General features: G+C 71.5%; 28 protein-coding genes. 11 read left to right on the forward strand and 17 right to left on the reverse strand.

The features are described from left to right. Positions 1-57 precede the first annotated feature (57 nt). A complete protein-coding gene (locus OG259_RS19580; RefSeq protein WP_328943453.1) occupies positions 58-678 on the reverse strand; it encodes an RsiG family protein in 621 nt (206 codons plus the stop codon). Positions 679-816: 138 nt separating this feature from the next. Between OG259_RS19580 and dtd the strand changes: the two genes are divergently transcribed. Continuing rightward, positions 817-1,242 carry a D-aminoacyl-tRNA deacylase gene (dtd, locus tag OG259_RS19585; RefSeq protein ID WP_266894618.1) on the forward strand — a complete coding sequence of 142 codons (426 nt, stop codon included), beginning with the start codon at positions 817-819 and terminating at the stop codon, positions 1,240-1,242. 31 nt (positions 1,243-1,273) lie between these two features. Here the strand turns inward: dtd and ygfZ are convergent, their stop codons facing one another. The 6 genes from ygfZ to OG259_RS19615 all read right to left on the reverse strand — a co-directional run bounded on the left by ygfZ (position 1,274) and on the right by OG259_RS19615 (position 6,162). Next, positions 1,274-2,239, reverse strand: a complete 966-nt coding sequence (ygfZ, locus tag OG259_RS19590) for a CAF17-like 4Fe-4S cluster assembly/insertion protein YgfZ (RefSeq protein ID WP_328943454.1) — start codon at positions 2,237-2,239, stop codon at positions 1,274-1,276. Between the two features lie 30 nt (positions 2,240-2,269). Further along, a complete protein-coding gene (locus OG259_RS19595; protein ID WP_328943455.1) occupies positions 2,270-2,764 on the reverse strand; it encodes a Fur family transcriptional regulator in 495 nt (164 codons plus the stop codon). Between the two features lie 39 nt (positions 2,765-2,803). After that, on the reverse strand, positions 2,804-3,376 hold the full coding sequence (locus tag OG259_RS19600; RefSeq protein ID WP_266894612.1) for an FABP family protein: 573 nt from the start codon (positions 3,374-3,376) through the stop codon (positions 2,804-2,806). Positions 3,377-3,614: 238 nt separating this feature from the next. Further along, positions 3,615-4,490 (reverse strand): hypothetical protein, encoded by an 876-nt coding sequence (locus OG259_RS19605; protein WP_328943456.1) that lies wholly within the window; start codon positions 4,488-4,490, stop codon positions 3,615-3,617. Then, positions 4,487-5,329 carry a hypothetical protein gene (locus OG259_RS19610; protein ID WP_328943457.1) on the reverse strand — a complete coding sequence of 281 codons (843 nt, stop codon included), beginning with the start codon at positions 5,327-5,329 and terminating at the stop codon, positions 4,487-4,489. Before OG259_RS19610 ends, OG259_RS19605 begins: the two co-directional genes overlap by 4 nt. 17 nt (positions 5,330-5,346) lie before the next feature. Continuing rightward, the gene (locus tag OG259_RS19615; protein WP_328943458.1) at positions 5,347-6,162 is read right to left on the reverse strand and encodes a hypothetical protein; all 816 of its coding nucleotides are present in this window, start codon (positions 6,160-6,162) and stop codon (positions 5,347-5,349) included. 259 nt (positions 6,163-6,421) lie between these two features. On the opposite strand from OG259_RS19615, the gene OG259_RS19620 reads away from it, so the two are divergent. Further along, complete coding sequence (locus tag OG259_RS19620; RefSeq protein ID WP_328943459.1) at positions 6,422-6,787, forward strand: DsrE family protein; 366 nt, start codon at positions 6,422-6,424, stop codon at positions 6,785-6,787. Between the two features lie 11 nt (positions 6,788-6,798). On the opposite strand, the gene OG259_RS19625 is transcribed toward OG259_RS19620, so the two are convergent. The 8 genes from OG259_RS19625 to OG259_RS19655 form a co-directional block, all read right to left on the reverse strand. Next, complete coding sequence (locus OG259_RS19625; protein WP_073911713.1) at positions 6,799-7,062, reverse strand: DUF3099 domain-containing protein; 264 nt, start codon at positions 7,060-7,062, stop codon at positions 6,799-6,801. Between the two features lie 96 nt (positions 7,063-7,158). Continuing rightward, positions 7,159-7,446, reverse strand: coding sequence for a DUF1416 domain-containing protein (locus OG259_RS19630; protein WP_015035121.1), 288 nt, complete (start codon positions 7,444-7,446; stop codon positions 7,159-7,161). 51 nt (positions 7,447-7,497) lie between these two features. After that, entirely contained in the window at positions 7,498-8,343 is an 846-nt protein-coding gene (locus OG259_RS19635; protein ID WP_266894598.1) for a sulfurtransferase, read from the reverse strand. Positions 8,344-8,540: 197 nt separating this feature from the next. Then, positions 8,541-8,621: a putative leader peptide gene (locus OG259_RS41785; RefSeq protein ID WP_350203226.1), complete on the reverse strand. Its 81-nt coding sequence runs from the start codon at positions 8,619-8,621 to the stop codon at positions 8,541-8,543. 320 nt (positions 8,622-8,941) lie between these two features. Continuing rightward, on the reverse strand, positions 8,942-9,628 hold the full coding sequence (locus OG259_RS19640) for an LmeA family phospholipid-binding protein (protein WP_328943460.1): 687 nt from the start codon (positions 9,626-9,628) through the stop codon (positions 8,942-8,944). Positions 9,629-9,750: 122 nt separating this feature from the next. Beyond that, positions 9,751-11,007: a hypothetical protein gene (locus OG259_RS19645; protein ID WP_328943461.1), complete on the reverse strand. Its 1,257-nt coding sequence runs from the start codon at positions 11,005-11,007 to the stop codon at positions 9,751-9,753. Positions 11,008-11,017: 10 nt separating this feature from the next. Continuing rightward, positions 11,018-11,272, reverse strand: a complete 255-nt coding sequence (locus tag OG259_RS19650) for a MoaD/ThiS family protein (RefSeq protein ID WP_030323286.1) — start codon at positions 11,270-11,272, stop codon at positions 11,018-11,020. 45 nt (positions 11,273-11,317) lie between these two features. Further along, positions 11,318-12,139, reverse strand: coding sequence for an alpha/beta hydrolase family protein (locus OG259_RS19655; RefSeq protein ID WP_328943462.1), 822 nt, complete (start codon positions 12,137-12,139; stop codon positions 11,318-11,320). Between the two features lie 257 nt (positions 12,140-12,396). Here OG259_RS19655 and OG259_RS19660 point away from each other — a divergent pair, with 257 nt between their 5' ends. The 5 genes from OG259_RS19660 to OG259_RS19680 all read left to right on the forward strand — a co-directional run bounded on the left by OG259_RS19660 (position 12,397) and on the right by OG259_RS19680 (position 17,828). Further along, the gene (locus OG259_RS19660; protein WP_328943463.1) at positions 12,397-13,215 is read left to right on the forward strand and encodes a response regulator transcription factor; all 819 of its coding nucleotides are present in this window, start codon (positions 12,397-12,399) and stop codon (positions 13,213-13,215) included. A 24-nt stretch (positions 13,216-13,239) separates the two neighbouring features. Beyond that, the gene (locus OG259_RS19665; protein WP_328943464.1) at positions 13,240-14,268 is read left to right on the forward strand and encodes a LacI family DNA-binding transcriptional regulator; all 1,029 of its coding nucleotides are present in this window, start codon (positions 13,240-13,242) and stop codon (positions 14,266-14,268) included. A 172-nt stretch (positions 14,269-14,440) separates the two neighbouring features. Further along, on the forward strand, positions 14,441-15,643 hold the full coding sequence (locus OG259_RS19670) for a S1C family serine protease (protein WP_328943465.1): 1,203 nt from the start codon (positions 14,441-14,443) through the stop codon (positions 15,641-15,643). Positions 15,644-15,675: 32 nt separating this feature from the next. After that, positions 15,676-16,404 carry a response regulator transcription factor gene (locus OG259_RS19675; RefSeq protein WP_328943466.1) on the forward strand — a complete coding sequence of 243 codons (729 nt, stop codon included), beginning with the start codon at positions 15,676-15,678 and terminating at the stop codon, positions 16,402-16,404. Then, positions 16,401-17,828: a sensor histidine kinase gene (locus tag OG259_RS19680; RefSeq protein ID WP_328943467.1), complete on the forward strand. Its 1,428-nt coding sequence runs from the start codon at positions 16,401-16,403 to the stop codon at positions 17,826-17,828. The genes OG259_RS19675 and OG259_RS19680 overlap by 4 nt, the downstream gene beginning before the upstream one ends. A 52-nt stretch (positions 17,829-17,880) precedes the next feature. On the opposite strand, the gene OG259_RS19685 is transcribed toward OG259_RS19680, so the two are convergent. Then, entirely contained in the window at positions 17,881-18,744 is an 864-nt protein-coding gene (locus OG259_RS19685) for a phosphatidylinositol-specific phospholipase C (protein WP_328943468.1), read from the reverse strand. A 147-nt stretch (positions 18,745-18,891) separates the two neighbouring features. Next, entirely contained in the window at positions 18,892-20,715 is a 1,824-nt protein-coding gene (locus OG259_RS19690) for a bifunctional metallophosphatase/5'-nucleotidase (RefSeq protein ID WP_328943469.1), read from the reverse strand. A 152-nt stretch (positions 20,716-20,867) separates the two neighbouring features. Here OG259_RS19690 and mshD point away from each other — a divergent pair, with 152 nt between their 5' ends. The 4 genes from mshD to OG259_RS19710 all read left to right on the forward strand — a co-directional run bounded on the left by mshD (position 20,868) and on the right by OG259_RS19710 (position 24,073). Further along, entirely contained in the window at positions 20,868-21,794 is a 927-nt protein-coding gene (mshD, locus tag OG259_RS19695) for a mycothiol synthase (RefSeq protein ID WP_328943470.1), read from the forward strand. 88 nt (positions 21,795-21,882) lie between these two features. Further along, on the forward strand, positions 21,883-22,269 hold the full coding sequence (locus OG259_RS19700) for a GntR family transcriptional regulator (RefSeq protein WP_055601792.1): 387 nt from the start codon (positions 21,883-21,885) through the stop codon (positions 22,267-22,269). Then, positions 22,266-23,120 carry an ABC transporter ATP-binding protein gene (locus OG259_RS19705; protein WP_328943471.1) on the forward strand — a complete coding sequence of 285 codons (855 nt, stop codon included), beginning with the start codon at positions 22,266-22,268 and terminating at the stop codon, positions 23,118-23,120. The genes OG259_RS19700 and OG259_RS19705 overlap by 4 nt, the downstream gene beginning before the upstream one ends. Next, a complete protein-coding gene (locus OG259_RS19710; RefSeq protein ID WP_328943472.1) occupies positions 23,117-24,073 on the forward strand; it encodes an ABC transporter permease in 957 nt (318 codons plus the stop codon). Before OG259_RS19705 ends, OG259_RS19710 begins: the two co-directional genes overlap by 4 nt. The last annotated feature ends 47 nt before the right edge of the window (positions 24,074-24,120 follow it).

The following is a 24,120-nucleotide window of genomic DNA, read 5'->3' on the forward strand; positions in this document are numbered from 1 at the left end:
TTTCCCCGCGCCCACCCGGAAGCCCCGCGGCCCGGGCTCCGCGGCCTCGTCCGCGGCTCACGCCAGCAGATCGTCGACCTGCGCCTCGCCCTCCCGGTAGCGGCGGGCGATCTCCCCGCTGCAGTCGTCGGCGGTCCGCTGGAGGTGCTGCCGACGGCGGGAGATCTGCTGCTCGTAGCCCGCGAGCCGCCCCATCCCCGCGTGCAGCTCGTCGTCCGTACGGGCCGTCAGGTCCGACAGCTCGACCTCCGACAGCATCTCGGCCGCCAGCCGCCGGTACTCCTCGCTGCGCGGCGTCGACAGCGTCACGTGCCGGGCCGAGCTGCGGTGCCGCGAGGGCACGTCGGCGAGGATCTCGGAGAGCCGGTCGAGGACCGGGGCCTCGGGATCGGTCCGCCGTGCCAGCTCGGCCCGCAGGATGTCGATACGGCCCTGGAGCATCCGCCGTACGTAGCTCAGGTCGGCCTCGTCGCTCTGCGCGTCGCGGCGCAGCGCGCGCAGCTCGGGCAGCCGCAGCGCACCCAGTTCGGGCTGGGTCCGGTCCGGCAGGGCCGGCTCGGCGGTCCTCTGTACGGGTGGGCGGGTGCCCGGGCCTCCGCCCGGTCCACCGCCCCTGGTTCCGGCGCGGATCAGCGGTACGGGGCCGGACGGCGTCGGCCCGGTGCCAGGTGCACTCATGAGAATCGTCCCCTCGACCGGTGCGGAGCCGCACCGCCTCAACGCATGGTGCCACTCCTGCACGCACGCGTGCAGGCGCTCTGCACCCGTTCGGCCCCTCATCCGCCGGACTGGTGGCCGCTAGGTAGGTTGGGGCGTATGCGTGCAGTGGTGCAGAGGGTGGACGGCGCGAGCGTCGTCGTCGCAGGGGAGACCGTCGGTGAGATCACCGGCGAGGGCTTGTGCGTGCTGGTCGGGGTGACCCATGACGACACCCCGGAGAAGGCCGCCCAATTGGCCAGAAAGCTCTGGTCCGTCCGGGTACTGGACGACGAGAAGTCGTGCTCGGACGTGAACGCGCCGCTGCTCGTCATCTCCCAGTTCACGCTCTACGGCGATGCCCGCAAGGGCCGCCGCCCCACCTGGAACGCGGCCGCGCCCGGCCCGGTGGCCGAGCCCCTCGTGGACGAGGTCGTGGCCCGGCTGCGCGAACTGGGCGCGCACGTGGAGACGGGCCGGTTCGGAGCGGACATGCGCGTCTCGCTCACGAATCACGGCCCGTTCACGGTGCTGATCGACGTCTGAGCCGGCAGAAGGAACCACCGGGAGCCGGGGACTACGGCTCGACGACGGTCTCCTGCGCGGCGGCCGTCGTCCCGGCGATCAGCGGGGCGTCCACCGGCACGTTCCGCTTCACCAGGGCCAGGGCGATCGGCCCCAGCTCGTGGTGGCGGACGGAGCTGGTCACGAAGCCGAGCTGGCGGCCCTCCTCACCGTCGGCGGCGAGCCGGAGCGGGGTGCCGTGCCCGGGCAGCAGCACCTCGCTGCCGTCCAGGTGCAGGAAGACCAGTCGGCGCGGCGGCTTCCCCAGGTTCTGCACCCGGGCGACGGTCTCCTGGCCCCGGTAGCAGCCCTTCTGCAGGTGGACGGCGCTGCCGATGAGGCCGACCTCGTGCGGGATGGTCCGGTGGTCGGTCTCGAAGCCGAGCCGGGGCCGGTGGGCCTCGACGCGCAGCGCCTCGTACGCGAGGATGCCGGCGGCCGGCCCGTGGGAGGCCGCGAAGGACTCCAGGTCGGCGCGGGGCACGAACAGGTCTCGGCCGTGCGGGGTCTCCCGTACGACGGCTCCCGCGGGCACCTCGGCGATGGAACCGGCCGGGATGTGGACGACGGCGATGTCGTCGGTGCGGTCGGCGACCTCGACCCGGTAGAAGAACTTCATCGACTCCAGGTACGCGACGAGCTCCTCCCGCGTCCCCGGCTCGACGTGCGCCCACACCGTCTCGCCGTCGTCGACGAGGTACAGGGCGTGCTCGATGTGCCCGTTCGCCGAGAGGATCAGCGCCTCGGTGGCCTGTCCGGGCGCCAGGTCGGTCATGTGCTGGGTGACGAGCAGGTGCAGCCAGCTCAGCCGGTCGTCACCGGTGACGGCGACGACACCGCGGTGCGAGAGGTCGACGAAACCGCGTCCGTCGGCGAGGGCGCGCTGCTCACGGAACAGGTCGCCGTAATGCGCGGCGACACCTTCGTCGCGGCCTTCGGCGGCGACGGCGCCGGGCAGGGACAGCAGAGGGCTCTTCATGGAAGAAGCCTACGACTCTGCGGGAGGGTCCTACGGGGCGCGGTCGCCGCCGGTCGCCTCGGTGGGCCCGTCCGCGGCCCGGGTGGCCTCCACGGCGGCCTCCGTCGACTTCTTCGCGCAGTTCCCACACCGCCCGAAGATGGCGAAGTGCTTCATGTCGGTCTCGAAGCCGAAGGTCTCGCGGAGTTTCCCGGTGAACTCGGCGGCCACCGAGACGTCCGCCTCGATCACCTCGGAGCAGTCCCGGCAGACCAGGTGCAGATGGTGGTGCCGGTCGGCGAGGTGGTACGTCGGAGCCCCGTGCCCCAGATGGGCGTGGCTCACGAGCCCGAGCTCCTCCAGGAGCTCCAGGGTCCGGTAGACGGTGGAGATGTTCACCCCGGACGCGGTCCTGCGGACCTCGACGAGGATGTCGTCGGGCGTCGCGTGCTCCAACGCGTCGACGGCCTCCAGGACAAGCTGACGCTGCGGCGTCAGCCGATAGCCGCGCTGCCGCAGGTCGCTTTTCCAGTCGGTGCTCACCACGCCCCCAGTGTATGAGGGCGCGGTGCGCCACCCCAGGGTCTAGCGGAAGAAGGCGATGCCGTCGTCCGGCAGGTCGCCGAGGTTGCGGGCCATCTCCGCGACCTCTTCCGGCGTCACGACCTTCTTCAGGTGGGCCGACATGTACGGCCGCAGCGGGACCTCGGGGGTCGCCTTCTCGCCCACCCACATGAGGTCGCTCTTGACGTAGCCGTAGAGCCGCTTGCCACCGGAGTACGGGCCCGAGGCCGCGGTGCGGGCGACGGCGTCCGTCGCCAGGTCGATCTGCGGCTTCTGGTCGGCGAGCTCGCCGTACCAGATCTCGACGATGCCCTGGTCGCGGACCATGACGACCTCGACCTTGCGGTCCTTGTCGATGCGCCAGTAACCGCTCTCGCTCTCCAGCGGACGGACCTTGTTGCCCTCGTTGTCCAGGACCCAGGAGTGGGACGTGTACTCGAGGAAGTCACGGCCGTCGTGGCTGAACGTCACGGACTGGCCGAAGTTGCACTTCTCGGCGCCGGGGAAGTCGGCGACGCCCGCGCCCTCCCACGTGCCGAGCAGGAACGCGAGGGGGACGAGCTCCGGGTTGAGGTCGGACGGGATCTCGATCATGAGCAGCTCTGGCGTTCTCTAGGAGTGGTTGGCGAGGGGTGTTAGCGCTGACCCTGGTACAGCTTCTTCACAACCAGTCCGGTGAAGGCGAGCACGCCGACGGCGACCAGGACCAGCAGGGTTTCGAAGAAAATGATCACAGGGTGCTCCTCGACTGAGCGGTGAAGGCGGAACGGGCCGGACCCCAGCTTAGTAGGCGGGGGCCCGGCCCACTCGGTGAGGTGGGTCTCGCCGATGATCAGCTCAGCAGCTGCGCCTGAAGCGCCACCGTCTGCTGGAACGGGACGGTGAGCGCCTCGCCCTTGCGGGACTGGACGACCAGACCGAGCGTGTCACCGGCCTGGATGTACGCCCACCGCGTCTGCTCGGGGCCGTAGGGCTTCCGTTCGTCGAAGGAGTACAGCGACAGGAACGAGAGACGGACGTCGCTCAGGGAGGAGTCCAACGTCTCGCCGTCGACACCGGCCGGAAGCCGGCTGCCGCGCGTGCCCGCGTCCAGGACCTCGTCCTTGAACGCCTCCGCGAACGCGACCGACGTGAACCGCATCAGGTACACGCGCGTGGACGTGCCGTCCGGCGTCGTCCAGCCGCGGGCGGCGACGTGCCGCAGCGCGGACTCGGCCAGGGCCTCCTTCACCGCGCTCCGGTCGTCGGCGTGGAAGTGCGCGAGGTACGTGTCGAGGCCGACCCAGCCGCCCTTGAGCTTCGGGTCGACCGTGGCACCCGCCGGAGCGGGCAGCAGCAGCTGCCGGAGGTCGGCGTGGTGGACCTCGCCGTCGTTGCCCTCGGTGAACGGACGCAGGGTGCCGTCGGGCAGCGCCGGAAGGGCGAGCCTCGGGTAGTCCCAGCGGCCGTCGGACTCGGTCGCCAGCCCCGGTACGTCGGTGCGCTCCATGGCGGTGATCCCCATGGCCGTACCGGTGCCGACACCGCCGAGGACGAGCACGGCGGCGGTCCAGCGGGCGATGCCCCGGAGCAGCGGCCGGCGGGACTTCCTCGGCTTCTCCGGAGCGGGGGCGGGGGGCTGGGCCCGGACCTCCGCCGGGGCCTCCGCCGGGGCCGGCGCCTCGGGCCCGGGCTGGGTCCCGGGCTGGGTCAGGGTCTGCTCGGTCATACGTACTCCCCCGGGGATGCGATGTGGTCGAGTTGCCGCGTCAGCAGCTTCGCCACGCGCGCCTTGTCGAACGGCTTGGCGCCCGCCGCCTTGACGATGACGAAGACCTCGGAGTCGTACGCGAGGCAGATCATCTCCTCCAGCGCCGCGGCCCGCTCCTTCTTGTCCAGGGAGTCGTCCTCGGGCGCGAGGTAGCAGACGGCGTTCCGGTGGTCCTTCACCTTGGGGCCCTTGGGGAACTCCAGAAGGTCCATGACCTCCTTGCGCAGCCGGTAGGTGTTCTTGATCTGCTTCTTGTCCTTCATCCGCGCCAGCTCCACGGAGACGACGACGTCGTTGTTCAGGTCCGCGAAGGACCGGACCCCGATGCCCTCGATGCCGAGCTTGTCGACGTCCTTCTCGAACGCGCGGCGCTTCTTCCCCGAGAGCCCCTCGCCCGCCTGCTTCATCAGGGCGGTGGCGTCCGCGGCGCCGAGCTCGCCGTCGTTCCCGTACAGCTCCTCGTCGGGGCCGAACTCGTATCCCTCCGGCAGCGGCAGGAGGAGCTTGCTCAGCGGCGTTCCGGTCTTGCCGCGCGCCCGCGCGGCGGCCGGGTCCTTGTCCTGTGCGGACTTCTCCGCTGTGCCCCACAACCGCGTCGGCGCGGTGCGGTCGGCGGAGGAGACGGTGAGCGCGGTGTAGGTGACGCCGCCGCCGATCAGGCCGAGGACGAGCACGGAGGGCAGGACGACCCGGATCAGGACCCGCCGGACACCCCGCTTCGCCATCGGCTCTGCCACCGATTCGGTGCCGGGTACGGCCACGGTTTCGGTCACGGGTCCGGCCACGGGTTCGGTCACGTCGTTCCGGTCCTCACTCACAGGCGCCCCAGCTGTCGCTCGGCCAGCGAACGGATGTCTTTCTCGGAGACCTTCTCGGTGTCGACGACGAAGATCTCCACCGCGATGTCACCGCGGTAGAAGTAGGCCCGGGCCTCGTGGATGTCCAGGTAGCCGGCCTTCCGCTGCACGGGGAAGAGGTAGTAGCGGCCGTCGGACGAGCCTTCGAGGGCCTTGCCCTCGTTGTCGGCGAAGTCCTCGTCCGGCATGTAGCCCTGCTGGTCCTCGACGTACTCCTGCGCGCCGAGGACGTCGTTCGAGCGGTACTGGACGAGCCGGATCTCGGTCACCTTGTGCTCGCCCGTCTCCCAGGAGGTGACGGCGACCCGCCGGATGCCCAGGTCGAGCTGGTAGTCGAGCGCGTTGCCGGGCCCCTTGAAGTTCGACGCGAACTCGCTGACCGGCATCCAGCCGTCGGCGTCGGCGAACTCGGCCTTCTTCGCTCCGGCGGGCTTCGGCAGCAGCAGCTTCCGCAGGTCGCCCTCCGCCTTCGCGCGGAGGTCCTCCGAGGCCGGGATCGGCTCCGCCTTCTGCCCCGCGGGGAGCGGCTTCGGGTGGGCGAGGCCCGGCTGGTTCAGCGGCGGCAGGGCGGTCGGCTCGCGGTCGGCCTGGATGCCGTAGCCGACGGCGGTGCCGCCGACGAGGCCGAGGACGGCGGCGACGGCGATCAGTCCGACGGTACGGAGGACACGGGGGCGCGGCCGTACGGCGACGGGCGGCACGGCGGGCTCCGCGGCCGAGTCGTCGACCGCGTCCGCGACCGGCTCCGAGACCGTGTCCGCAGTCGGCTCCACGACCGATACCGCGGCCGGCGCTGTGACCGGAGCTGTGACCGGAGCCACATCCTCCGATGCGTCCCGCGACGCGTCCGGGGGTGCGGTTTCCGTGCCCGGCTCCGGGGTCGGCGGCGGCGCCGTTTCCGGATTTCGGGTGCTTTCTTCGTTGCTCAAGAGTCCCCCCACGAGACCTGAAGCGCGGATTCCGTCATCCGCGCACCCAGCAGACACGTGGGGGACACCGGGGGTTGCGGTGCCGCACATTACAGTTCGGCATATGCCGAAGAAGCTCGTGATCAAGGTGACCGCGGGGGCCGAGGCCCCCGAACGCTGCTCCCAGGCCTTCACGGTGGCCGCCGTCGCCGCCGCCAGCGGCGTCGAGGTCTCGCTCTGGCTGACGGGCGAGTCCTCGTGGTTCGCCCTCCCGGGCCGCGCCGCCGAGTTCGAGCTCCCGCACGCCGCACCGCTGCCGGACCTGATCGACGGAATCGTGGCGAGCGGGGGCCGCATCACGGTCTGCACGCAGTGCGCGGCCCGCCGCGACATCGAGGAGAAGGACCTCCTGGAGGGCTTCCGCATCGCCGGCGCGCAACTCTTCGTCCAGGAAGCGATGGCGGACGAGACGCAGGCGCTCGTCTACTAGTCAGCCACCGGTCAGGGCTCCCGGCGCTTCTTGCCGTCGAGTTCGTCCCACCACTCGTCCGACTTCGGGTCGCCCGAGGGGTCGTCCCACCAGCGGTCCTCCGGGCCCCGGCGGTTCGCGACCATCGCGGCGACCGGGGGGATGACCATGGCGACCACGCACATGCCGATGGCCACCGGCATCGAGAAGAGGCGCACGACGGCCCAGGCGCCCACGAAGAGCAGCAGGCAGGCGCCCATCATCCAGAAATAGACGTGGCGACGTCGTGCGTACACACCTCCAGGGTACGACCGAAGGGCCGTGCCTCAAGTCCTGGAATGGCGTCCAACCCCCCAGGAGGCACGGCCCTTCGGCCGGTTCGGTGTCGCGGATCAGACCGCGATGGCGACCTCGGCGAGGCCACCGTGCTGCGCCACGACCTGGCGGTCGGCGGTGCCGCCGGGGACCAGGGCGCGGACGGTCCAGGTGCCCTCGGCCGCGTAGAAACGGAACTGGCCGGTGGCGGAGGTCGGAACCTCGGCCGTGAACTCGCCGGTCGAGTCCAGGAGGCGGACGTAACCGGTGACGGGCTGTCCGTCCTTGGTCACGAAGCCCTGGATGGTGGTCTCACCGGGCTTGATCGTCGAGGCGTCGGGGCCGCCGGGCTGCGCTCCACACATGTCGTTCTGTCCTTACGGTCGAGGGGTCCGGAGGAGGGAGGATCCGGGGAGTTACTTGTTGGCGCCGAGCTCGATCGGCACGCCGACGAGGGAGCCGTACTCGGTCCACGAGCCGTCGTAGTTCTTGACGTTCGAGACCTCGAGCAGCTCGTGCAGGACGAACCACGTGAGCGCGGAGCGCTCACCGATGCGGCAGTAGGCGATGGTGTCCTTCGCCAGGTCGACCTGCTCGTCCTCGTAGAGGGCCTTGAGCTCGTCGTCCGACTTGAACGTGCCGTCGTCGTTGGCGTTCTTCGACCACGGGATGTTGCGGGCGCTCGGCACGTGGCCGGGGCGCTGCGACTGCTCCTGCGGGAGGTGCGCCGGGGCGAGGAGCTTGCCGGAGAACTCGTCGGGCGAGCGGACGTCGACCAGGTTCTGGGCGCCGATCGCGGCCACGACGTCGTCGCGGAAGGCGCGGATCGAGGAGTCCTGGGCCTTGGCCTTGTACTCGGTGGCCGGGCGGGCCGGGATCTCGGAGCCGTCGACCAGGTCGCGGGAGTCGAGCTCCCACTTCTTGCGGCCGCCGTCGAGGAGCTTCACGTCCTGGTGGCCGTAGAGCTTGAAGTACCAGTAGGCGTAGGAGGCGAACCAGTTGTTGTTGCCGCCGTAGAGGACGACCGTGGTGTCGTTCCCGATGCCCTTCGCCGACAGGAGCTTCTCGAAGCCCTCCTGGTCGATGAAGTCGCGGCGGACCGGGTCCTGCAGGTCCTGGGTCCAGTCGATCCGGATGGCGTTGCGGATGTGGTTCTTCTCGTAGGCCGAGGTGTCCTCGTCGACCTCGACGAGGGCGACCTGCGGGTTGTCGAGGTTGGCCTCGACCCAGTCCGCGTCGACCAGGACGTCGCTGCGAGCCATGCTGTTCTCCTCCGGGGCAGTGTGCGGCGGTGTGGTGCGGGTGTGGTGCGGTACGCCTCGTCGCGGGAGGCTCGTCGGCTACTCGTCGGCTACTCGTCGGGCAAGAAGGACGTGCGGAACGGACGTGCGTACGGCTACACGGGGCGGCCCTGACCTCGGTGGGAGGGCCTGAGGAATACGGGAGTGGTGAGTCCCGCTCAGACGGTGCGACAGAGCATGGCGGCGACGCGGCACAGGTCTACTGCCCGCCGCTTCGTGAGATCCGCCTGTCGCTTCATGCCCTCGATCGTAGGGACGGACAGGCGGCCGTGTCACCGGTGTGTCGTATTTTGAGACGCGATCGTCCGAGATGCGAGACGCGATCACCGTGAGGGCGTGCTCCGCAAGCCTCCGCACCCGGGCGCCGACCAGCGTTTCTACGGAGCGGACAGCGGCGTCTCAGCATGTGACCAACGGGTACTCATCGGGGGCATCCGGGTGCCGCGAGGGTGTCGCACGCGGGCGCGCCCCGGATGGGGCCGGGGTACTGCCGCGGGTCGCACCGGGCGTCGTACCGGGCGCCGTGCCGTGGGTCGCCCCTGGGGTCGTGCCGGGGCGGTCAGCCCGCCAGGACGACGTCCGTGCCGGTCACGGAGACGGCCAGACCGTCCGGCCTCGGCTCGACCTTCTCCACCTTCATGCCGGCGATCACGCCGAGCGGGCGCTCGAAGTCGGTGCGCGCGCGGACCAGCTCCTCGATGCCCGGGATGCCCTCACCGGGCACCTCGTCGGCACGGACCCGGATCGTGTCGCCGTTCACCACGGTCACCGTCGAGAGGACCGTACGGGTCAGGGTGCGGCCCATGACCGTCACTCCACCGGTCACCTTCACCTTGCCGTTCCCGCCGTAGGCGACGGTGGCCTCCCGGTCGGAGGCCGCGGTGAGGTCCGCGTACGAGATGAGGGCCGTCCCGCTCGCGGAACCCGCCTTCGCGCCCGACCAGTCACCGGTCACGGTCACGTCCCGCAGGGCCACGGTCAGCTCGCCGACCCGGATGAGCTTGCTGCCCGCCGTCGCCTTCACGCCGGTCGCCTTCACGTCGACCTCGTCGAAGTGCTTGTCCGCGACCTGGGTCAGGAACGGGAAGCCCTTGATGTCGACCTCGATGGCATCGCTGTCCACGGAGGCGAGCTTCACCCGACCCGCCGCCTCGTCCTCGGCGTACGACACGGCCAGCCGGTCGATCCCCACGAGGACCCCGCCCAGCACGACGGCCACGATCAACAGAATCCGCAGTGCTCGCATGGCTGTGCGTCCCCCCGATGGATGGATGAATCCGGCCCCCCGACACGAAGATCGACGTGTCGAGGGGCCGGTTGGTTCCCGTGCCCGTCCTGGATCAGGGTCCGGTCAGGGCCGCGTCGGGGTCAGGCCAGGGCCCGGCCCAGCAGGTAGACCGCCGGCGCGGCGGCCGTCAGCGGCAGCGCGACCCCGGCCGTCATGTGCACGAAGCGGGACGGATAGTCGTAGCTCGCCACCCGCAGGCCGACGAGCGCGCAGACCCCGGCCCCGAGGCCGAGCAGCGCCCCGGAGGAGCCCAGATCGGTGAGGCCGCCGGCCGCGATCCCCGCGCCCGCCGCGGCGAGCAGCGCGGCGATCAGGGAGACGGGGCCGGGCAGCGGAAGCGCCCGGGCGAGGACGGCGGCCGCGACCGCGACCCCGCCGACGACGACCGCGTCGGGCTCGGCGCCGAGGTGTCCGGTGGCGACGACGGTGAGCGCCGCCGAGGCGATCGTGGCCATCAGGCCGTACATGCGCTCGTCCGGGTCGGCGTGGCTGCGCAGCTGGAGGACCAGGCAGAGCAGCACCCAGACGCCGAGGGTGCCGAGGATCGCGGCGGCCGCGTTCTCCCGGCCGGTGGCGAGCAGGGCGGCGTCGGCGGCGAGGCCGCCCGCGAAGGCGAGGGCGATGCCCTGCCGGGCGGGCCACATGCCGTTGAGCCGGAACCAGCCGGCGGCGGTGAGGCCCTGGAGCAGCACGAGCGGGACGAGGAGCCCGTACGTGCCGAGGGCGGCGCCACCGGCGAGCAGCAGTCCGAGGACGGCGGTCAGCGCGGCGGGCTGCATCCCGGGCTCGATCACGGGCGAGCGGCCTTCGGCGCGGGCGCGCTGGGCGTCGGTGATCCGGGTGTTCCCGGAGGTGGTGGGCGAGGAGTACGAAGGCCCCGCATCGGCCACCGGGCCGGGGGCGGTCTCCACCGGGGCCACCGGGGCCGCGTGGGCCACAGCGGCATGGGCCGGGATCGGCGCCTGACCCTGGGCCTGGGCCTGCTGCGGCTCGGCGTAGTACGGGGCGGGGGTTTCGTACGACTCGTAGGAGGCCGCGGAGGGCTGGGCGGCCGGGGAGGCCTGGTCCGGCGCGTACGGCGTGTACGGCTGCTGCCGGTCCGGCGCGTACGGCTGCCGGTACGCCTCCTGCTGCGCGGCCCGCGCCCGCTCGGCCTGGACCTGCTCGTACGAGACGGCCGGCTGGTACGAGGTGTCCCAGGTCTGGCCCTCCCACGTCTGCGTGACGTCGGGGCCCTGGTTCGCCGGGCCCTGGTTCGGGTTCTGCCCGTTCCCGTTCCCGTTCCCGTTCGCGTACGGGTCGTACTGCTGACCGCCGTAGTACTGGTCATTGCTCATGCTCTGGGGTTCACCCTCCTGCGAACGGGGGGAGCACCTCGACCGTGCCGCCCTCGGCAAGCCGTACCGTCTCATGGCTCCGGGTCCCGACGGGGTCACCGTCGACCAGGAACGAGCACCGCTTGAGGACCTGGACGAGCTCGCCCGGGTGCTTCGCGCGGGCCGCGTCGAGGGCCTCCGCGAGGTGCTCGGCGGTGTACGGCTCCTCCGCGACACCGGCGGCGGCCTTGGCCGCGGCCCAGTAGCGGATGGTTCCCGCTGCCATAGCGGCGCTCCCTTCGTTCGTGTGCGCGCCGCCCCCCATGATGGGCTATCCGCGTGTGAGCCAGTCCCCCAGCCGGGCGAGCAGCTCCTCGTCCGCCGCGTTCTCGGCGTGGCCCATCCCCCGCTCCAGCCACAGCTCGGCGTCGCCCGCCCCGGCCAGCATCCGCGGGTGGTCGAGCGGGAAGTACGCGTCCCGGTCCCCGTGCACGATCAGGAGCGGGATCGGTGCGATCAGCGGCACCGCCTCCACGGGAGACAGGGGCACGGGGTCCCAGGCCCGGCTGTCGATCCGGGTGCGGAGCCCGTACCGCCCGACGAGGCGCCCCGCCGGCCGGGTGACCATCCAGTGGACGCGGCGCATCGGCGCCGTTCCCCGGTAGTACCAGCGGGCGGGCGCGGAGACGGCGGCCACCGCGTCGGCGCGTCCGTCCGTGTCCCGGTCGAGGGCGGCGTGGCGCAGAACCACGGACCCGCCCATGGAGAAGCCGACCGTCGCCACGCGCGCGTGGCCGAGCTCACGTGCCCAGCGGACGGCGGCGGCCAGGTCGAGGACCTCCCGGTCGCCGACGGTGGAGCGGCCCCCGGAGCCGCCGTGGCCGCGGAAGGAGAAGGTCACGACGGCCGCGCCGCGGTCCGCGAAGACACGGGCGGCGCGCCGGACGGCGGGCCGGTCCGCCGCCCCGGTGAAGCCGTGGGCCACGACGACCGCCGTCCCGGTGACCGCCGTATCGGTGACACTTGCCCTGGGCGGTTCGTAAACCGCCTCGATACGGACATCGTCATCCGTACGCAACATTGCCCGTCGGGAGCCGGAAGTGATCAGGGAGACATCCACCATATGAAATCCGCCCTCTCCCTCTGAACTCATGTGGGCTATTCTCCTGTGCAGAGGATCCGGGCGACGCAGCCCCCGGGTCCTTTTGCGTTTTCCGACCGTTGTTACGGACGGATGAACAAAAGCTCTCCGGGCGCGGGAGCCGACAGTGATCCGTACGAAGCAGTGCCCGTACGAACAGTGTCTGTACGAAGCAGTGCACGTCCTCGCAGGGACCGAGGAGGAACCGACGTTATGAGCGAGCGACCGAAGCACGACCGACCGACGGCAGGGACGGCAGGTGGTGCGCGATGAGCGCCTTGCTGCTCCTGACCAACGCTCTCCAGCCTTCCACCGAGGTGCTGCCCGCCCTCGGCCTGCTGCTCCACAACGTCCGGGTCGCCCCGGCCGAGGGCCCCGCCCTCGTGGACACCCCCGGCGCGGACGTGATCCTCGTCGACGGCCGGCGGGACCTCCCGCAGGTGCGTTCGCTCTGCCAGCTGCTGCGCTCCACCGGGCCCGGCTGTCCGCTGATCCTCGTCGTCACCGAGGGCGGCCTCGCGGCCGTCACCGCCGACTGGGGCATCGACGACGTCCTCCTCGACACCGCGGGACCGGCCGAGGTCGAGGCGCGGCTGCGCCTCGCCATGGGCCGCCAGCAGATCGTCGCGGACGACTCCCCCATGGAGATCCGCAACGGCGACCTGTCGGTCGACGAGGCGACGTACAGCGCGAAGCTCAAGGGCCGGGTCCTGGACCTGACCTTCAAGGAGTTCGAGCTCCTCAAGTACCTGGCCCAGCACCCGGGCCGCGTCTTCACGCGCGCGCAGCTCCTGCAGGAGGTGTGGGGGTACGACTACTTCGGCGGCACCCGAACGGTCGATGTCCACGTACGGCGTCTGCGGGCCAAGCTCGGCCCCGAGCACGAGTCGCTCATCGGCACCGTCCGTAACGTCGGCTACCGCTTCGTCACCCCCGAGAAGGTGGAGCGGGCGGCGGAGGAGGCCCGGGCGAAGGAAGAGGCCCGGGTCAAGGCCGAGGGCACCCGCGTCAAGGACGCCACGGCAGATGTCACCCCTCTGGAGGACAGGAACGTGGCGGACGCCACAGTGCGACCTGCCGGTAGGTAGGTCACCCCGCGTAGACTGCCGCGCGTGGCCAAGGTGACGCGGGATGACGTAGCTCGACTGGCAGGTACCTCGACTGCGGTCGTGAGCTACGTCATCAACAACGGACCCCGGCCGGTCGCCCCGGCCACGCGCGAGCGTGTCCTCGCCGCGATCAAGGAACTGGGCTACCGGCCCGACCGGGTCGCCCAGGCGATGGCGTCCCGGCGCACGGACCTCATAGGCATGATCGTCCCGGACGCGCGGCAGCCGTTCTTCGCGGAGCTGGCGCACGCGGTCGAGCAGGCCGCCGCCGAGCGCGGAAAGATGGTCCTCGTCGGGAACTCCGACTACCGCGACGAGCGCGAGGTCCACTACCTGCGGGCCTTCCTCGGCATGCGGGTCTCCGGTCTGATCCTGGTCAGCCAGGGCATGAGCGAGCGGGCCGCGAGCGAGGTCGAGGCCTGGGACGCGCGCGTGGTGCTGCTGCACGAGCGGCCCGAGGCCCTCGACGACGTCGCCGTCGTCACCGACGACATCGTCGGCGCCCAGCTCGCCACCCAGCACCTCCTGGACCACGGCTACCCGTACGTGGCCTGCATGGGCGGCATCCCGAACACCCCGGCCGTCGGCGACCCGGTCGCCGACCACGAGGAGGGCTGGCGGCGGGCCATGCTGGAGGCGGGCCACTCGATCGAGGGCCGGCTCTTCCAGGCCCCGTACAACCGCTACGACGCCTACCAGGTGGCGCTCAAGCTGCTCGCCGGCCCGGACAGGCCGCCGGCCATCTTCTGCTCCACCGACGACCAGGCCTTCGGCGTGCTGCGGGCGGCGCGCGAGCTGCGCATCGAGGTGCCGGCCGAGCTGGGCGTCGCCGGCTTCGACGACGTGAAGGAGGCGGGTCTCACCGACCCGCCGCTGACCACGGTCGCCTCGGACCGGCCGGCCATGGCCCGCGCGGCCGTGGACCTGGTCCTGGACGACTCGCTCCGCGTGGCGGGCTCGCGCCGCGAGCGCGTGAAGGTCTTCCCGTCGTCCCTGGTCGTCCGCCGCTCCTGCGGCTGCGACGGCGGCTGAGCGGTTCACCCGCCCAGAGCCCTCCCCCAGAGCCCTCCCCCAGAGCCCTCCCCGAGAGCCCCCTCCCAGGAGCCCTCCCGGGAGGGCTCTTTATATCGGGCATACAGGCTTCTGTCGGGCTTCTCACCCGGTCCTCAGACGACTCTCATGTACGGCTCCGAGAGTCATAGCCATGACGGACTTCCAGGAGCAGCAGCCGCAGCAGCCCTACTATCCGCCGCAGCCGCCGAGGCCGCCGTACACCCCGGCCCCGCAGCCGGCCGGCGCCGAGCAGACCGCCCAGCAGCCGACCGCGGGCGAGCCGTACGCCGCCCGGCAGCCCCACGCGACGCAGCCGCTCTCCACCCAGCCGATCGTCACCGAGCCCGGCACCACCATCTGGCCGTCCGGTGGACACGTACCGCCGCCGGTGGGCCCGCCGGCCCCGCCCGTCACCGCGACGGGCGCCCCGGCCGACGCTCCCGCCGGAGGCCCCGGCTCCCGTCGCCGCGCCAAGCGCGGGGTCGGCCTCATGGCGGCCGTGGCCATCGCGGCCGCGGCCATCGGCGGCGGTACGGCGACGCTCGTCCAGCAGCTCGGCTCGGACACCCCCGTCGCCGCCTCCTCGGCCGTGAACGGCACCAACGTCTCCGCGAGCAGCACGGGCACGGTCGCCGGCGTCGCCGAGGCCGTCTCCCCCTCGATCGTCGAGATCTCCGCGAGCTCGAACGCCGGCAAGTCCACCGGCTCGGGCGTGATCATCACCTCCGACGGCGAGATCGTCACCAACAACCACGTGATCTCCGGCGCGTCCGAGATCACCGTGCAGCTCAGCAACGGCAAGTCCTACGAGGCCGAGGTCGTCGGCACCGACCCCGACAAGGACCTCGCCCTCATCAAGCTCCGGGGCGCCTCCGGCCTCAAGACGGCCACCCTCGGCGACTCGTCCAAGGTGCGGGTCGGCGACCAGGTCGTCGCGATCGGCTCCCCCGAGGGCCTCACCGGGACCGTCACCAGCGGCATCGTCTCCGCGCTCGACCGGGACGTGACCGTCGCCAAGGACGACGACAGCGCCGGCCAGGACCAGCGGCAGGGGCAGCAGTACGACCCGCGGCAGGGCTGGCCGTTCGAGTTCGGCGGACAGCAGTTCAACGGCGACACCGGCTCGTCGAAGACCACGTACAAGGCGCTGCAGACCGACGCCTCGCTGAATCCGGGGAATTCCGGCGGCGCGTTGATCAATATGAACGGCGAGATCATCGGAATCAATTCGGCCATGTATTCGCCCAGTTCTTCGAGTGGTTCGACGGCCGGCAGCGTGGGCCTCGGATTCGCGATCCCGGTCGACACCGTGAAGGCCGACCTGGAGAGCCTGCGCGCGGGCGGCGACAACTGACCGGCGAACGGGCGACATGCGACGCTGAGCCCATGACCGTCCAGCGACACGAACCCGAGCGCATCCTCATCGTCGACGACGAGCCCGCCGTACGGGAGGCCCTGCGCCGCAGCCTCGCCTTCGAGGGGTACGGGACGCAGGACGCCGTGGACGGACTCGACGCGCTCGCCCGGATGGAGTCGTACGCCCCCGATCTCGTCGTCCTCGACGTCCAGATGCCCCGGATGGACGGGCTCACGGCGGCCCGCCGGATCAGGGCCTCCGGCTCGACCGTGCCGATCCTGATGCTCACCGCGCGCGACACGGTCGGCGACCGGGTCACCGGGCTCGACGCGGGCGCCGACGACTACCTCGTGAAGCCGTTCGAGCTGGACGAGCTGTTCGCCCGGATCAGGGCGCTGCTGCGGCGCAGCTCGTACGCCTCCGCCATGGCCTCCGGCCAGGCCGACGCCGACGTGCTGGCCTTCGAGGACCTGCGGATGGACCTCACCACGCGCGAGGTGACGCGGGGCGGGCGGACGGTGGAGCTCACGCGGACGGAGTTCACCCTCCTGGAGATGTTCCTGGCGCACCCGCGGCAGGTGCTGACCCGGGAGCAGATCCTCAAGGCCGTATGGGGCTTCGACTTCGAACCGAGCTCGAACTCACTGGACGTGTACGTGATGTACCTGCGACGCAAGACGGAGGCCGGCGGCGAGCCGCGCCTCGTGCACACGGTGCGGGGCGTGGGATACGCGCTGCGCGGAGGAGGCGGGGAGTGAGCGGTTCCCGGACGGGCCGCGGGGGTCTGAGAAGCCCCCTCGCGTGGTTCCGCTCCCGTCCCCTCCGCTCGCGGCTCGCCCTCCTCACGGCGGTCGCCGTGGCGGTGGCCGTGGGCGCGGTCTCGCTCGCGTGCTGGTTCGTGACGCGGGCGCAGCTGGAGAACGAGCTGGACTCCTCGCTGCGCAACACCAGGCTCGACCGGAACGGCGTGCAGGGCCTGCTCGCCCTCTGTCGGCAGGGCGCCACACCGCCCCCGGTGACCGTCTCGCACACGGTGCAGGTGATCCTCGCCGACGGCACCGTGTGCACCGCGGGCAAGGCCGCGATCCCAACCGGGGTCGGGGACCTCGCGGTGGCTCGGGGGCAGCTGGAGTTCGCCCTGCACACCGTGAAGGACGAGGCCGGGCGGGAGATGCGGGTCTACACCTACCCGGACAACGGCCCGATCGGCCTGCTCGCGGTCTCCGTCGCACGCCCCCTCGACGAGATCGACAACTCGATGTCCACCCTGCGCTGGATGCTGCTCCTGGTCTCCGGGATCGGCGTCGTCGGCGCGGGCGCGGCCGGCCTGTGGGTGGCGCGGACCGGTCTGGAGCCGGTGAACCGGCTGACCGGGGCGGTCGAGCACGTGGCCGCGACCGAGGACCTGACCGTGCGGATCCCGGTCGAGGGCGAGGACGAGATCGCCCGTCTGTCGCGCTCGTTCAACGCGATGACGGCGGCGCTGGCGACGTCCAGGGACCGGCAGGCGCAGCTGATCGCGGACGCCGGACACGAACTGCGGACGCCGCTGACCTCCCTCCGCACGAACGTCGAGCTCCTCGCGCGCAGCGAGGAGACCGGCCGGGCGATCCCGCCGGACGACCGGCGGGCCCTGATGGCCTCGGTGAAGGCGCAGATGACGGAACTGGCGGCGCTGATCGGCGACCTCCAGGAACTGGCCCGCCCGGACGCGGCGCAGCCGGGCCCCCTCGAAGTGGTCCCGCTCCACACGATCCTGCGGACGGCCCTGGACCGGGCGCGGCTGCGGGGCCCGGAGCTGACCTTCGTGACGGACCTGGCGCCCTGGTACGTACGGGCGGAACCGGCCGCTCTGGAACGGGCCCTGGTGAACGTCCTCGACAACGCGGTGAAGTTCTCGCCGCCCCGGGGCACGGTCGAGGTGACCCTGATGCGCGGCGAACTGAAGGTCCGCGACCAGGGTCCCGGCATCGCCCCGGACGAGCTCCCGCACGTCTTCGACCGCTTCTGGCGTTCACCGTCGGCCCGCAGCCTCCCGGGCTCCGGCCTCGGCCTCTCGATCGTGGCCCGCACCGTCCACCACGCGGGCGGGACGGTCGCCCTGACCCCGGCGGAGAGCGGCGGCGGCACGGTGGCGACGGTCCGACTGCCGGGGGCCCCGACCCCGCCACCGGAGCTGTGACCGGGGAGAGCCCGTGCCCCGGCCTTGGCCGGTCGCCAGGTCGTGTCTGCCCCTAGTTGTGCCGGAGCAGTGCCTCGACCAGTCCCGAGCGGGTGTTGGGGAAGTCCATGGGGACGATGCCGAGGCCCTTCGCGCCGGACGCGCCCGCCGAGTCGAGGTAGCCGTGCACGCGCGGGTTGAGGCGGTCGGAGTTCCAGCGGGGCGGGAGGTAGGCGGAGGTGCTGACGAAGTTCACGTACAGCCGGCCGGGCTGGGCCACGGCCGCGCGGAAGTGGGCCTCGATCTTGGCGTACTTGGGGTCGGGGAGGGCGTTCCAGTCGTCCTGGATGGCGAGGGAGCCGTCCCCCCACCTCAGGCCGCCCGGCAGTCCGCCGTTGTCGGCGATCAGCACGACCCGGCCGCGGGCCTCGCCGAGCAGGGGCACCCCGTCGCCGATCCGGAAGAGGGAACGCCAGCCGCGCGCGTCGAGGTAGTCGTCGAAGACCGCGCGGAAGGTGGCGTCGGAGTCCTCCGAGTACTCCTGCTTGACCCGCATGAGGATCGTCTCGGAGGGGTGCGCGGCGAGGAAGGCCCGGCAGGCGACGAGGACGTCCCCGAACATCATGTTCTGGTAGGAGGCGCCGTGGTGGATGGCGAAGGACCCGCCGGTCACCCGGCAGCGGATGTCCAGGAACCGGATGCCGCTGTCCAGCTGCTGGGCGATGGTGGTGTTCTGGCACTCCGACCAGGGCCCGCCGAAGCGCGCGCCGGAGTCGTGCGTGCCGGGAATGGTGAGCCGCTGGAGGGGCGTCCCGTCCCCGTGTCCGCCCATCCACGCGCGCGTGTCCACGGCCGAGGCGGTGGGGGCTCCCGCGAGGAGGAGTGCCCCGGCACCCATGGCTCCCACGGCTCCTGCGAGAAAGCGTCGTCGCTCCATGCGCCGCACTATGACAGGTCCACAACAACACCCGCCAGAGTGCGTCGGCCCCGGAAGGCGTGCCGCGGGCACGGAAAGGGGCGGCGGGCACGGAAAAGGGGCGGCGGGCCGTCGGAACGGTCCGCCGCCCCCTCGGGACTTTCCGGGTTACTGCACCACGGTGATGCGGTCCGCCGCCGGGACCGGCAGCGGGGCGGTCGCCGAGGAGTGGGCCGCCAGGTAGGCGTTGAAGACGTCCAGGTCCGAGGCGCCGACCAGCTTGTCGGTGCCGGTGGCCAGGGCCGCGAAGCCGTCGCCGCCGCCCGCGAGGAACTCGTTCATCGCGACGCGGTAGGTCTTCGACGGGTCGATCGGCTCACCGTTCAGCTTGATCGTGCCGTCGACGACGCGGTCCGCGCCCGTCTTCGTCATGTCGAGCGTGTAGGTGAGGCCCTTCGAGACCTGAAGGATCTTGACGGAGTTCAGGTTCGAGCCACTGACCTGCTGCTTCAGCGCGGAGATCAGGTTCGCGCCGCTGAGGTCGACCACGTTCATCATGTTGGTGAAGGGCTGCACGGTGAACGACTCGCCGTACGTCACGACGCCGTTGCCCTCGCTGCCGGAGGCCGCGTACACCAGGTCGGAGCGGATACCGCCCGGGTTCATCAGGGCCAGCTGAGCGCCGCCCTTGTCCGCCGGGGCCAGGCCCTCCAGCTGCGCGTCGGCGATCAGGTCGCCGAGCGGCTTCTCGAACGCCGTGGAACCGCGACCGTTGATGTCGGCGGCGATGAAGCCCTGCGGACGGTTCGCGATCGGGGCGGCCAGCGTGCGCCAGTCCTCGATCAGCTTCGTGACGTCCGCGGCCTTCGGCACGTCACGCGTGACGACGTGGTTGGCCGAGGCCACCGCCGTGCGCACGATGTCCTTGGTGGCGCGGTCGTACGTCAGCGTGGTGTCCGTGTACAGCTTGCCGAACGAGGACGCCGAGGTGACCAGACGCGGCTTGCCCGCCGGGTCCGGGATGGAGCACACGTACGCCTGGTGCGTGTGGCCGGTGACCAGCGCGTCGACCTGCGGCGAGACGTTCTTGGCGATGTCGACGATCGCGCCCGAGACGCCCTCGCCGTCACCGTCGCCGTCACCGTCGCAGTTGTAGTTGTACGCGGCCGAGGCCGGCATGCCGCCCTCGTGGACCAGGGCGACGATGGACTTGACGCCCTTGCGCTCCAGGATCTTCGTGTACTTGTTGATCGTCTCGACCTCGTCGCCGAACTTGAGGCCCTTGACGCCCTCGGCGGTGACGACGTTCGGGGTGCCCTCCAGGGTCACGCCGATGAAGCCGATCCGGACGCCGTTCTTCTCCCAGATGAAGTACGGGTCGAGCAGCGGCTTCCCCGTCTTCTCCTTCGTCACGTTCGCGGCGAGGTAGGGGAAGTCGGCGCCCTTGAACTTCTTGCCCTCGACGAAGCAGCCGGCGGTCGGGTGACAGCCGCCGTTCTGCATCCGGGCCAGCTCGACCGCGCCCTCGTCGAACTCGTGGTTGCCCACCGAGGTGACGTCGAGGTCCAGCTTGTTCAGGGCCCCGATGGTCGGCTCGTCGTGGAAGAGCCCGGACAGCAGGGGCGAGGCACCGATGAGGTCACCGGCCGCGGCCGTCACGGAGTAACGATTCCCCTGACGGGCCTGGCGCAGGTGCGTGGCCAGGTACTCGACGCCACCGGCGTCGATCTTCTCGGTGGTGCCGTCCTCCTTGACCCGGGTGACCTGACCGGACGAACCGGCCGGCGGCTCCAGGTTGCCGTGGAGGTCGTTGAAGGAGAGCAGCTGGACGTCGACCATCCGGCCCCAGCCCTTGCCGTGCCCGGCGGCGAAGGCGTCGCCGTCGGCCCCGGCCGACGGCATCGCGGCGACGAGCGCCCCGACCGTCGCAAGTCCCGCACCCGCGGCGAGAATTCGCCGTCCGGTCTTGTTCTTCCTCGGTGTCGCTGCCATCTCTCCCCTAGTCCCCTTGCCCCTGTTCGCGGCCTTGACGTACTCCCCGTATGCCGCTGCAGCCTAGAGTCAACGCGCGTAGCGCAACAGGGGGTAGCTGGTTACAAGACAGTTGCCTCTGACTGACGAAGTGTCGCCGTAGGCTCGTAACCATGACTTCCGACGCGGCGCCGGCCCTCGAACCCGGACGGCAGATCCACACCTATGACGAGCTCACGCCCGAGCAGATCCAGGACGTACTGGACCTGCTGGAGGCCGCGGACCAGGCCGACGGCATGCACGCCGTCTCCGAGCAGGGCCGGCTCTACCTCCGTCACGGCGGCCGCGAGGGCGTGCGGCACTTCCTGCTCACCGTCGGCACCCACCTCTACGGCTACGCCCAGCTGGAGGAGACCGACCCCATCGAGGCCCCGGCCGCCGAGCTCGTCGTCCACCCCTCCCACCGCGGCCGCGGCCACGGCCGGGCGCTCGGCACCACCCTGCTCGCCGCCTCCGGCAAGCGGCTGCGCGTCTGGGCGCACGGCGGCAAGTCCGCCGCCCGGCACCTCGCCCAGGTCCTCGGCCTGACGCTCTTCCGCGAACTGCGCCAGCTCAGGCGCCCCCTCACCCCGCTCGACATCCCGGAGCCGGTGCTCCCCGAGGGCGTCACCGTCCGCACCTTCGTCCCCGGTCAGGACGACACGGCCTGGCTCGCGGTCAACGCCGCCGCCTTCGCCCACCACCCGGAGCAGGGCTCGCTCACCCAGCGGGACCTGGACGACCGGATCGCCGAGCCCTGGTTCGACCCGAAGGGCTTCTTCCTCGCCGAGAAGGACGGCCGGCTCGTCGGCTTCCACTGGACGAAGACCCACGCCGAGCAGCAGCTCGGCGAGGTGTACGTGGTCGGCATCCTGCCCGACGCCCAGGGCGGCGGCCTCGGCAAGGCCCTGACCGCGATCGGCCTGCGGCACCTGGCGGCGCAGGGACTGCCGACGGCGATGCTGTACGTGGACGCCGACAACACGGCGGCGGTGACGGTCTACGAGCGGCTGGGCTTCGTCACGCACGAGGTGGACCTCATGTACCGCACGGAGTCGTAACACCCTTCGGGAAGGGGGCGGTTGACACCGCCCCCTTCTTTGCACCACCCTTTCACTACTTGATTAGTGAAAGGGTGGTGGAAGCATCGTGGTCGAGTACCGCATCGACCGGCGCAGTGGCGTCGCCACCTACCTCCAGATCGTCCAGCAGACGAAACAGGCCCTCCGGATGGGCCTCCTGGAGCCAGGCGACCGACTGCCCACCGCACGCGAGGTCGTCGAAGCGACGGCCATCAACCCGAACACGGTCCTCAAGGCCTACCGCGAGCTCGAACGCGAAGGCCTCGTCGAGGCCCGCCGCGGCCTCGGCACCTTCGTCCGAGCCACGCTCGGCACCGGCCCGGCCGACTCGCCCCTGCGCGGCGAGCTCGCCGACTGGGCCCGCCGCGCCCGCACCGCCGGACTGGACCGCGAGGACGTGGCCGCGCTCTTCACATCCGTACTGAAGGAACATTTCGAGGGGGACGACGCATGACAAGAGACGGCATCGCACTGGAGGCCGATCTCCTGGGCAAGAAATACGGGGGAAGGGGCCGGGGAACCGGCCGCGGCTGGGCCCTGCGGGAGTGCGACTTCGCCCTCCCCACCGGCCGCGTCTGCGCCCTCGTCGGCCCCAACGGCGCCGGCAAGTCCACCCTCCTCGCCCTCGCCGCCGGGCTGCTGCGCCCCACCGAGGGCACGATCCACGCCCCGGCCCGCGAACACCTCGCGTACGTCGCCCAGGACAAGCCGCTCCACCCCCGGCTCACCGTCGCCGACACCCTGCGGATGGGCCGCGAGCTCAACCCGGGCCGCTGGCACGAGGCCGCCGCCCTGCGGGTCATGGCCGACGCGCTCGACCCCGACTCCGTCGTACGGACCCTCTCCGGCGGCCAGCGCACCCGCGTCGCCCTCGCGCTCGCCCTCGGCAAACGGCCCGAACTGCTACTCCTCGACGAACCGATGGCCGACCTCGACCCGCTCGCCCGGCACCAGCTGATGGGCCTGCTCATGGCCGACGCCGCCGAACACGGCACCACCGTCGTCATGTCCTCGCACATCCTCACCGAGCTGGAGGGCGCCTGCGACCACCTCCTCCTGCTGAACGGCGGCCGGATCCGCCTCGACGGACCCGTCGACGAACTCCTCGCCGCCCACGCACTGCTCAGGGGCCCGGTCGCCGACCTCGCCCCGCACACGGTCGTCGAATCCCGCACGACGGGCCGTCAGCTCACCGCCCTGATCCGCCGCGAGGGCCCGGTCGAAGGCCCCTGGGAGACCACGGAGCCCTCCCTCGAGGACCTCCTCCTCGCCCACCTCCGCACCACCGAAGGAGCCCCGGCATGAGCACGCTCGCCCTGAAGGGCCCCCACTGGGTGACGGTCCGCCAGTACCGGCGGACACTGTGGCTGACGGGGGCCCTGGTGGTCCTGACGCTGGCGGTGATCGGCGGACTGCGCCTGTGGGACGCGCAGACACCGGACGTGTACGTACAGGACGGCTACCAGGTCCCGTCCATCGACAACCGCGGGTACGCAACGCTCCGCTGGGCCATGGAGTACTTCTCCATGGGCGTGGTCCTGCTCCCCCTCCTGGTCGGCGCCTTCGTCGCGGGCCCGCTCATCGCCCGCGAGCTGGAATCCGGGACGTACAAGCTCTCCCTCACCCAGTCGATCAGCCCGGCCCGATGGCTCGGCTCGAAGCTGCTGACGTCCACGGCGGCAGCCGTCGGAGCCACGCTCCTGCTGATGGCCGTCTACGCCCTGGGCTGGGTACGGGTCGGCGGCAGCAGCGAGCTCCACTGGGCCGACCGGGGCAGTTACGAGGCCACCGGGACCGCCCTCGTCGCCTACGTCCTGCTCGCCGTCGCCGTCGGCGCCCTCGTCGGTCTGCTGATCCGCCGCACCCTCGTGGCCATGGCCGTGACCGGCGGGGTCGTGGGCCTGGTCCTGCTGATCCTCGGCGCCCGCCGCTGGGACTTCCTGCCGGTGACGACCATCACCGGCCCGGCCGACGCGGAGTCCACCGTCCTCACCATGCCCGAGCACGGCCTGCTCATGGAACAAGGCCTGATCAGCGCCTCCGGGGAACGTTGGCCCGGCTGGTTCTGCTCCAGCGAACCCGTCCCCGCCATCGACGGCAGCTGCCTCCCCCAGGAGCCGATCGCCTCCCAGTACCTCGACTACCACCCCGGCTCACACTTCTGGCCCACCCAGCTCATCGAGACCGGCATCGTCCTCGCCCTCGCCGCCCTCGCCCTCTTCGCGGCCTTCCGCGTCCTGCGCGCCCGGCACCCCTAAAGGATCAAGCGGGCGGGGCCGCACACGGCCCCGCCCCCGATTCCCGG

Source organism: Streptomyces sp. NBC_00250 (assembly GCF_036192275.1).
Taxonomy (GTDB): domain Bacteria; phylum Actinomycetota; class Actinomycetes; order Streptomycetales; family Streptomycetaceae; genus Streptomyces.

Coding starts and splice junctions, on each gene's coding strand:
- OG259_RS19580 (WP_328943453.1), bottom strand. CDS start 678: ATGAGTGCACCTGGCACCGGGCCGACGCCGTCCGGCCCCGTACCGCTG.
- dtd (WP_266894618.1), top strand. CDS start 817: ATGCGTGCAGTGGTGCAGAGGGTGGACGGCGCGAGCGTCGTCGTCGCA.
- ygfZ (WP_328943454.1), bottom strand. CDS start 2,239: ATGAAGAGCCCTCTGCTGTCCCTGCCCGGCGCCGTCGCCGCCGAAGGC.
- OG259_RS19600 (WP_266894612.1), bottom strand. CDS start 3,376: ATGATCGAGATCCCGTCCGACCTCAACCCGGAGCTCGTCCCCCTCGCG.
- OG259_RS19605 (WP_328943456.1), bottom strand. CDS start 4,490: ATGACCGAGCAGACCCTGACCCAGCCCGGGACCCAGCCCGGGCCCGAG.
- OG259_RS19620 (WP_328943459.1), top strand. CDS start 6,422: ATGCCGAAGAAGCTCGTGATCAAGGTGACCGCGGGGGCCGAGGCCCCC.
- OG259_RS19630 (WP_015035121.1), bottom strand. CDS start 7,446: ATGTGTGGAGCGCAGCCCGGCGGCCCCGACGCCTCGACGATCAAGCCC.
- OG259_RS19635 (WP_266894598.1), bottom strand. CDS start 8,343: ATGGCTCGCAGCGACGTCCTGGTCGACGCGGACTGGGTCGAGGCCAAC.
- OG259_RS41785 (WP_350203226.1), bottom strand. CDS start 8,621: ATGAAGCGACAGGCGGATCTCACGAAGCGGCGGGCAGTAGACCTGTGC.
- OG259_RS19640 (WP_328943460.1), bottom strand. CDS start 9,628: ATGCGAGCACTGCGGATTCTGTTGATCGTGGCCGTCGTGCTGGGCGGG.
- OG259_RS19645 (WP_328943461.1), bottom strand. CDS start 11,007: ATGAGCAATGACCAGTACTACGGCGGTCAGCAGTACGACCCGTACGCG.
- OG259_RS19650 (WP_030323286.1), bottom strand. CDS start 11,272: ATGGCAGCGGGAACCATCCGCTACTGGGCCGCGGCCAAGGCCGCCGCC.
- OG259_RS19655 (WP_328943462.1), bottom strand. CDS start 12,139: ATGAGTTCAGAGGGAGAGGGCGGATTTCATATGGTGGATGTCTCCCTG.
- OG259_RS19660 (WP_328943463.1), top strand. CDS start 12,397: ATGAGCGCCTTGCTGCTCCTGACCAACGCTCTCCAGCCTTCCACCGAG.
- OG259_RS19670 (WP_328943465.1), top strand. CDS start 14,441: ATGACGGACTTCCAGGAGCAGCAGCCGCAGCAGCCCTACTATCCGCCG.
- OG259_RS19675 (WP_328943466.1), top strand. CDS start 15,676: ATGACCGTCCAGCGACACGAACCCGAGCGCATCCTCATCGTCGACGAC.
- OG259_RS19685 (WP_328943468.1), bottom strand. CDS start 18,744: ATGGAGCGACGACGCTTTCTCGCAGGAGCCGTGGGAGCCATGGGTGCC.
- OG259_RS19690 (WP_328943469.1), bottom strand. CDS start 20,715: ATGGCAGCGACACCGAGGAAGAACAAGACCGGACGGCGAATTCTCGCC.
- mshD (WP_328943470.1), top strand. CDS start 20,868: ATGACTTCCGACGCGGCGCCGGCCCTCGAACCCGGACGGCAGATCCAC.
- OG259_RS19705 (WP_328943471.1), top strand. CDS start 22,266: ATGACAAGAGACGGCATCGCACTGGAGGCCGATCTCCTGGGCAAGAAA.
- OG259_RS19710 (WP_328943472.1), top strand. CDS start 23,117: ATGAGCACGCTCGCCCTGAAGGGCCCCCACTGGGTGACGGTCCGCCAG.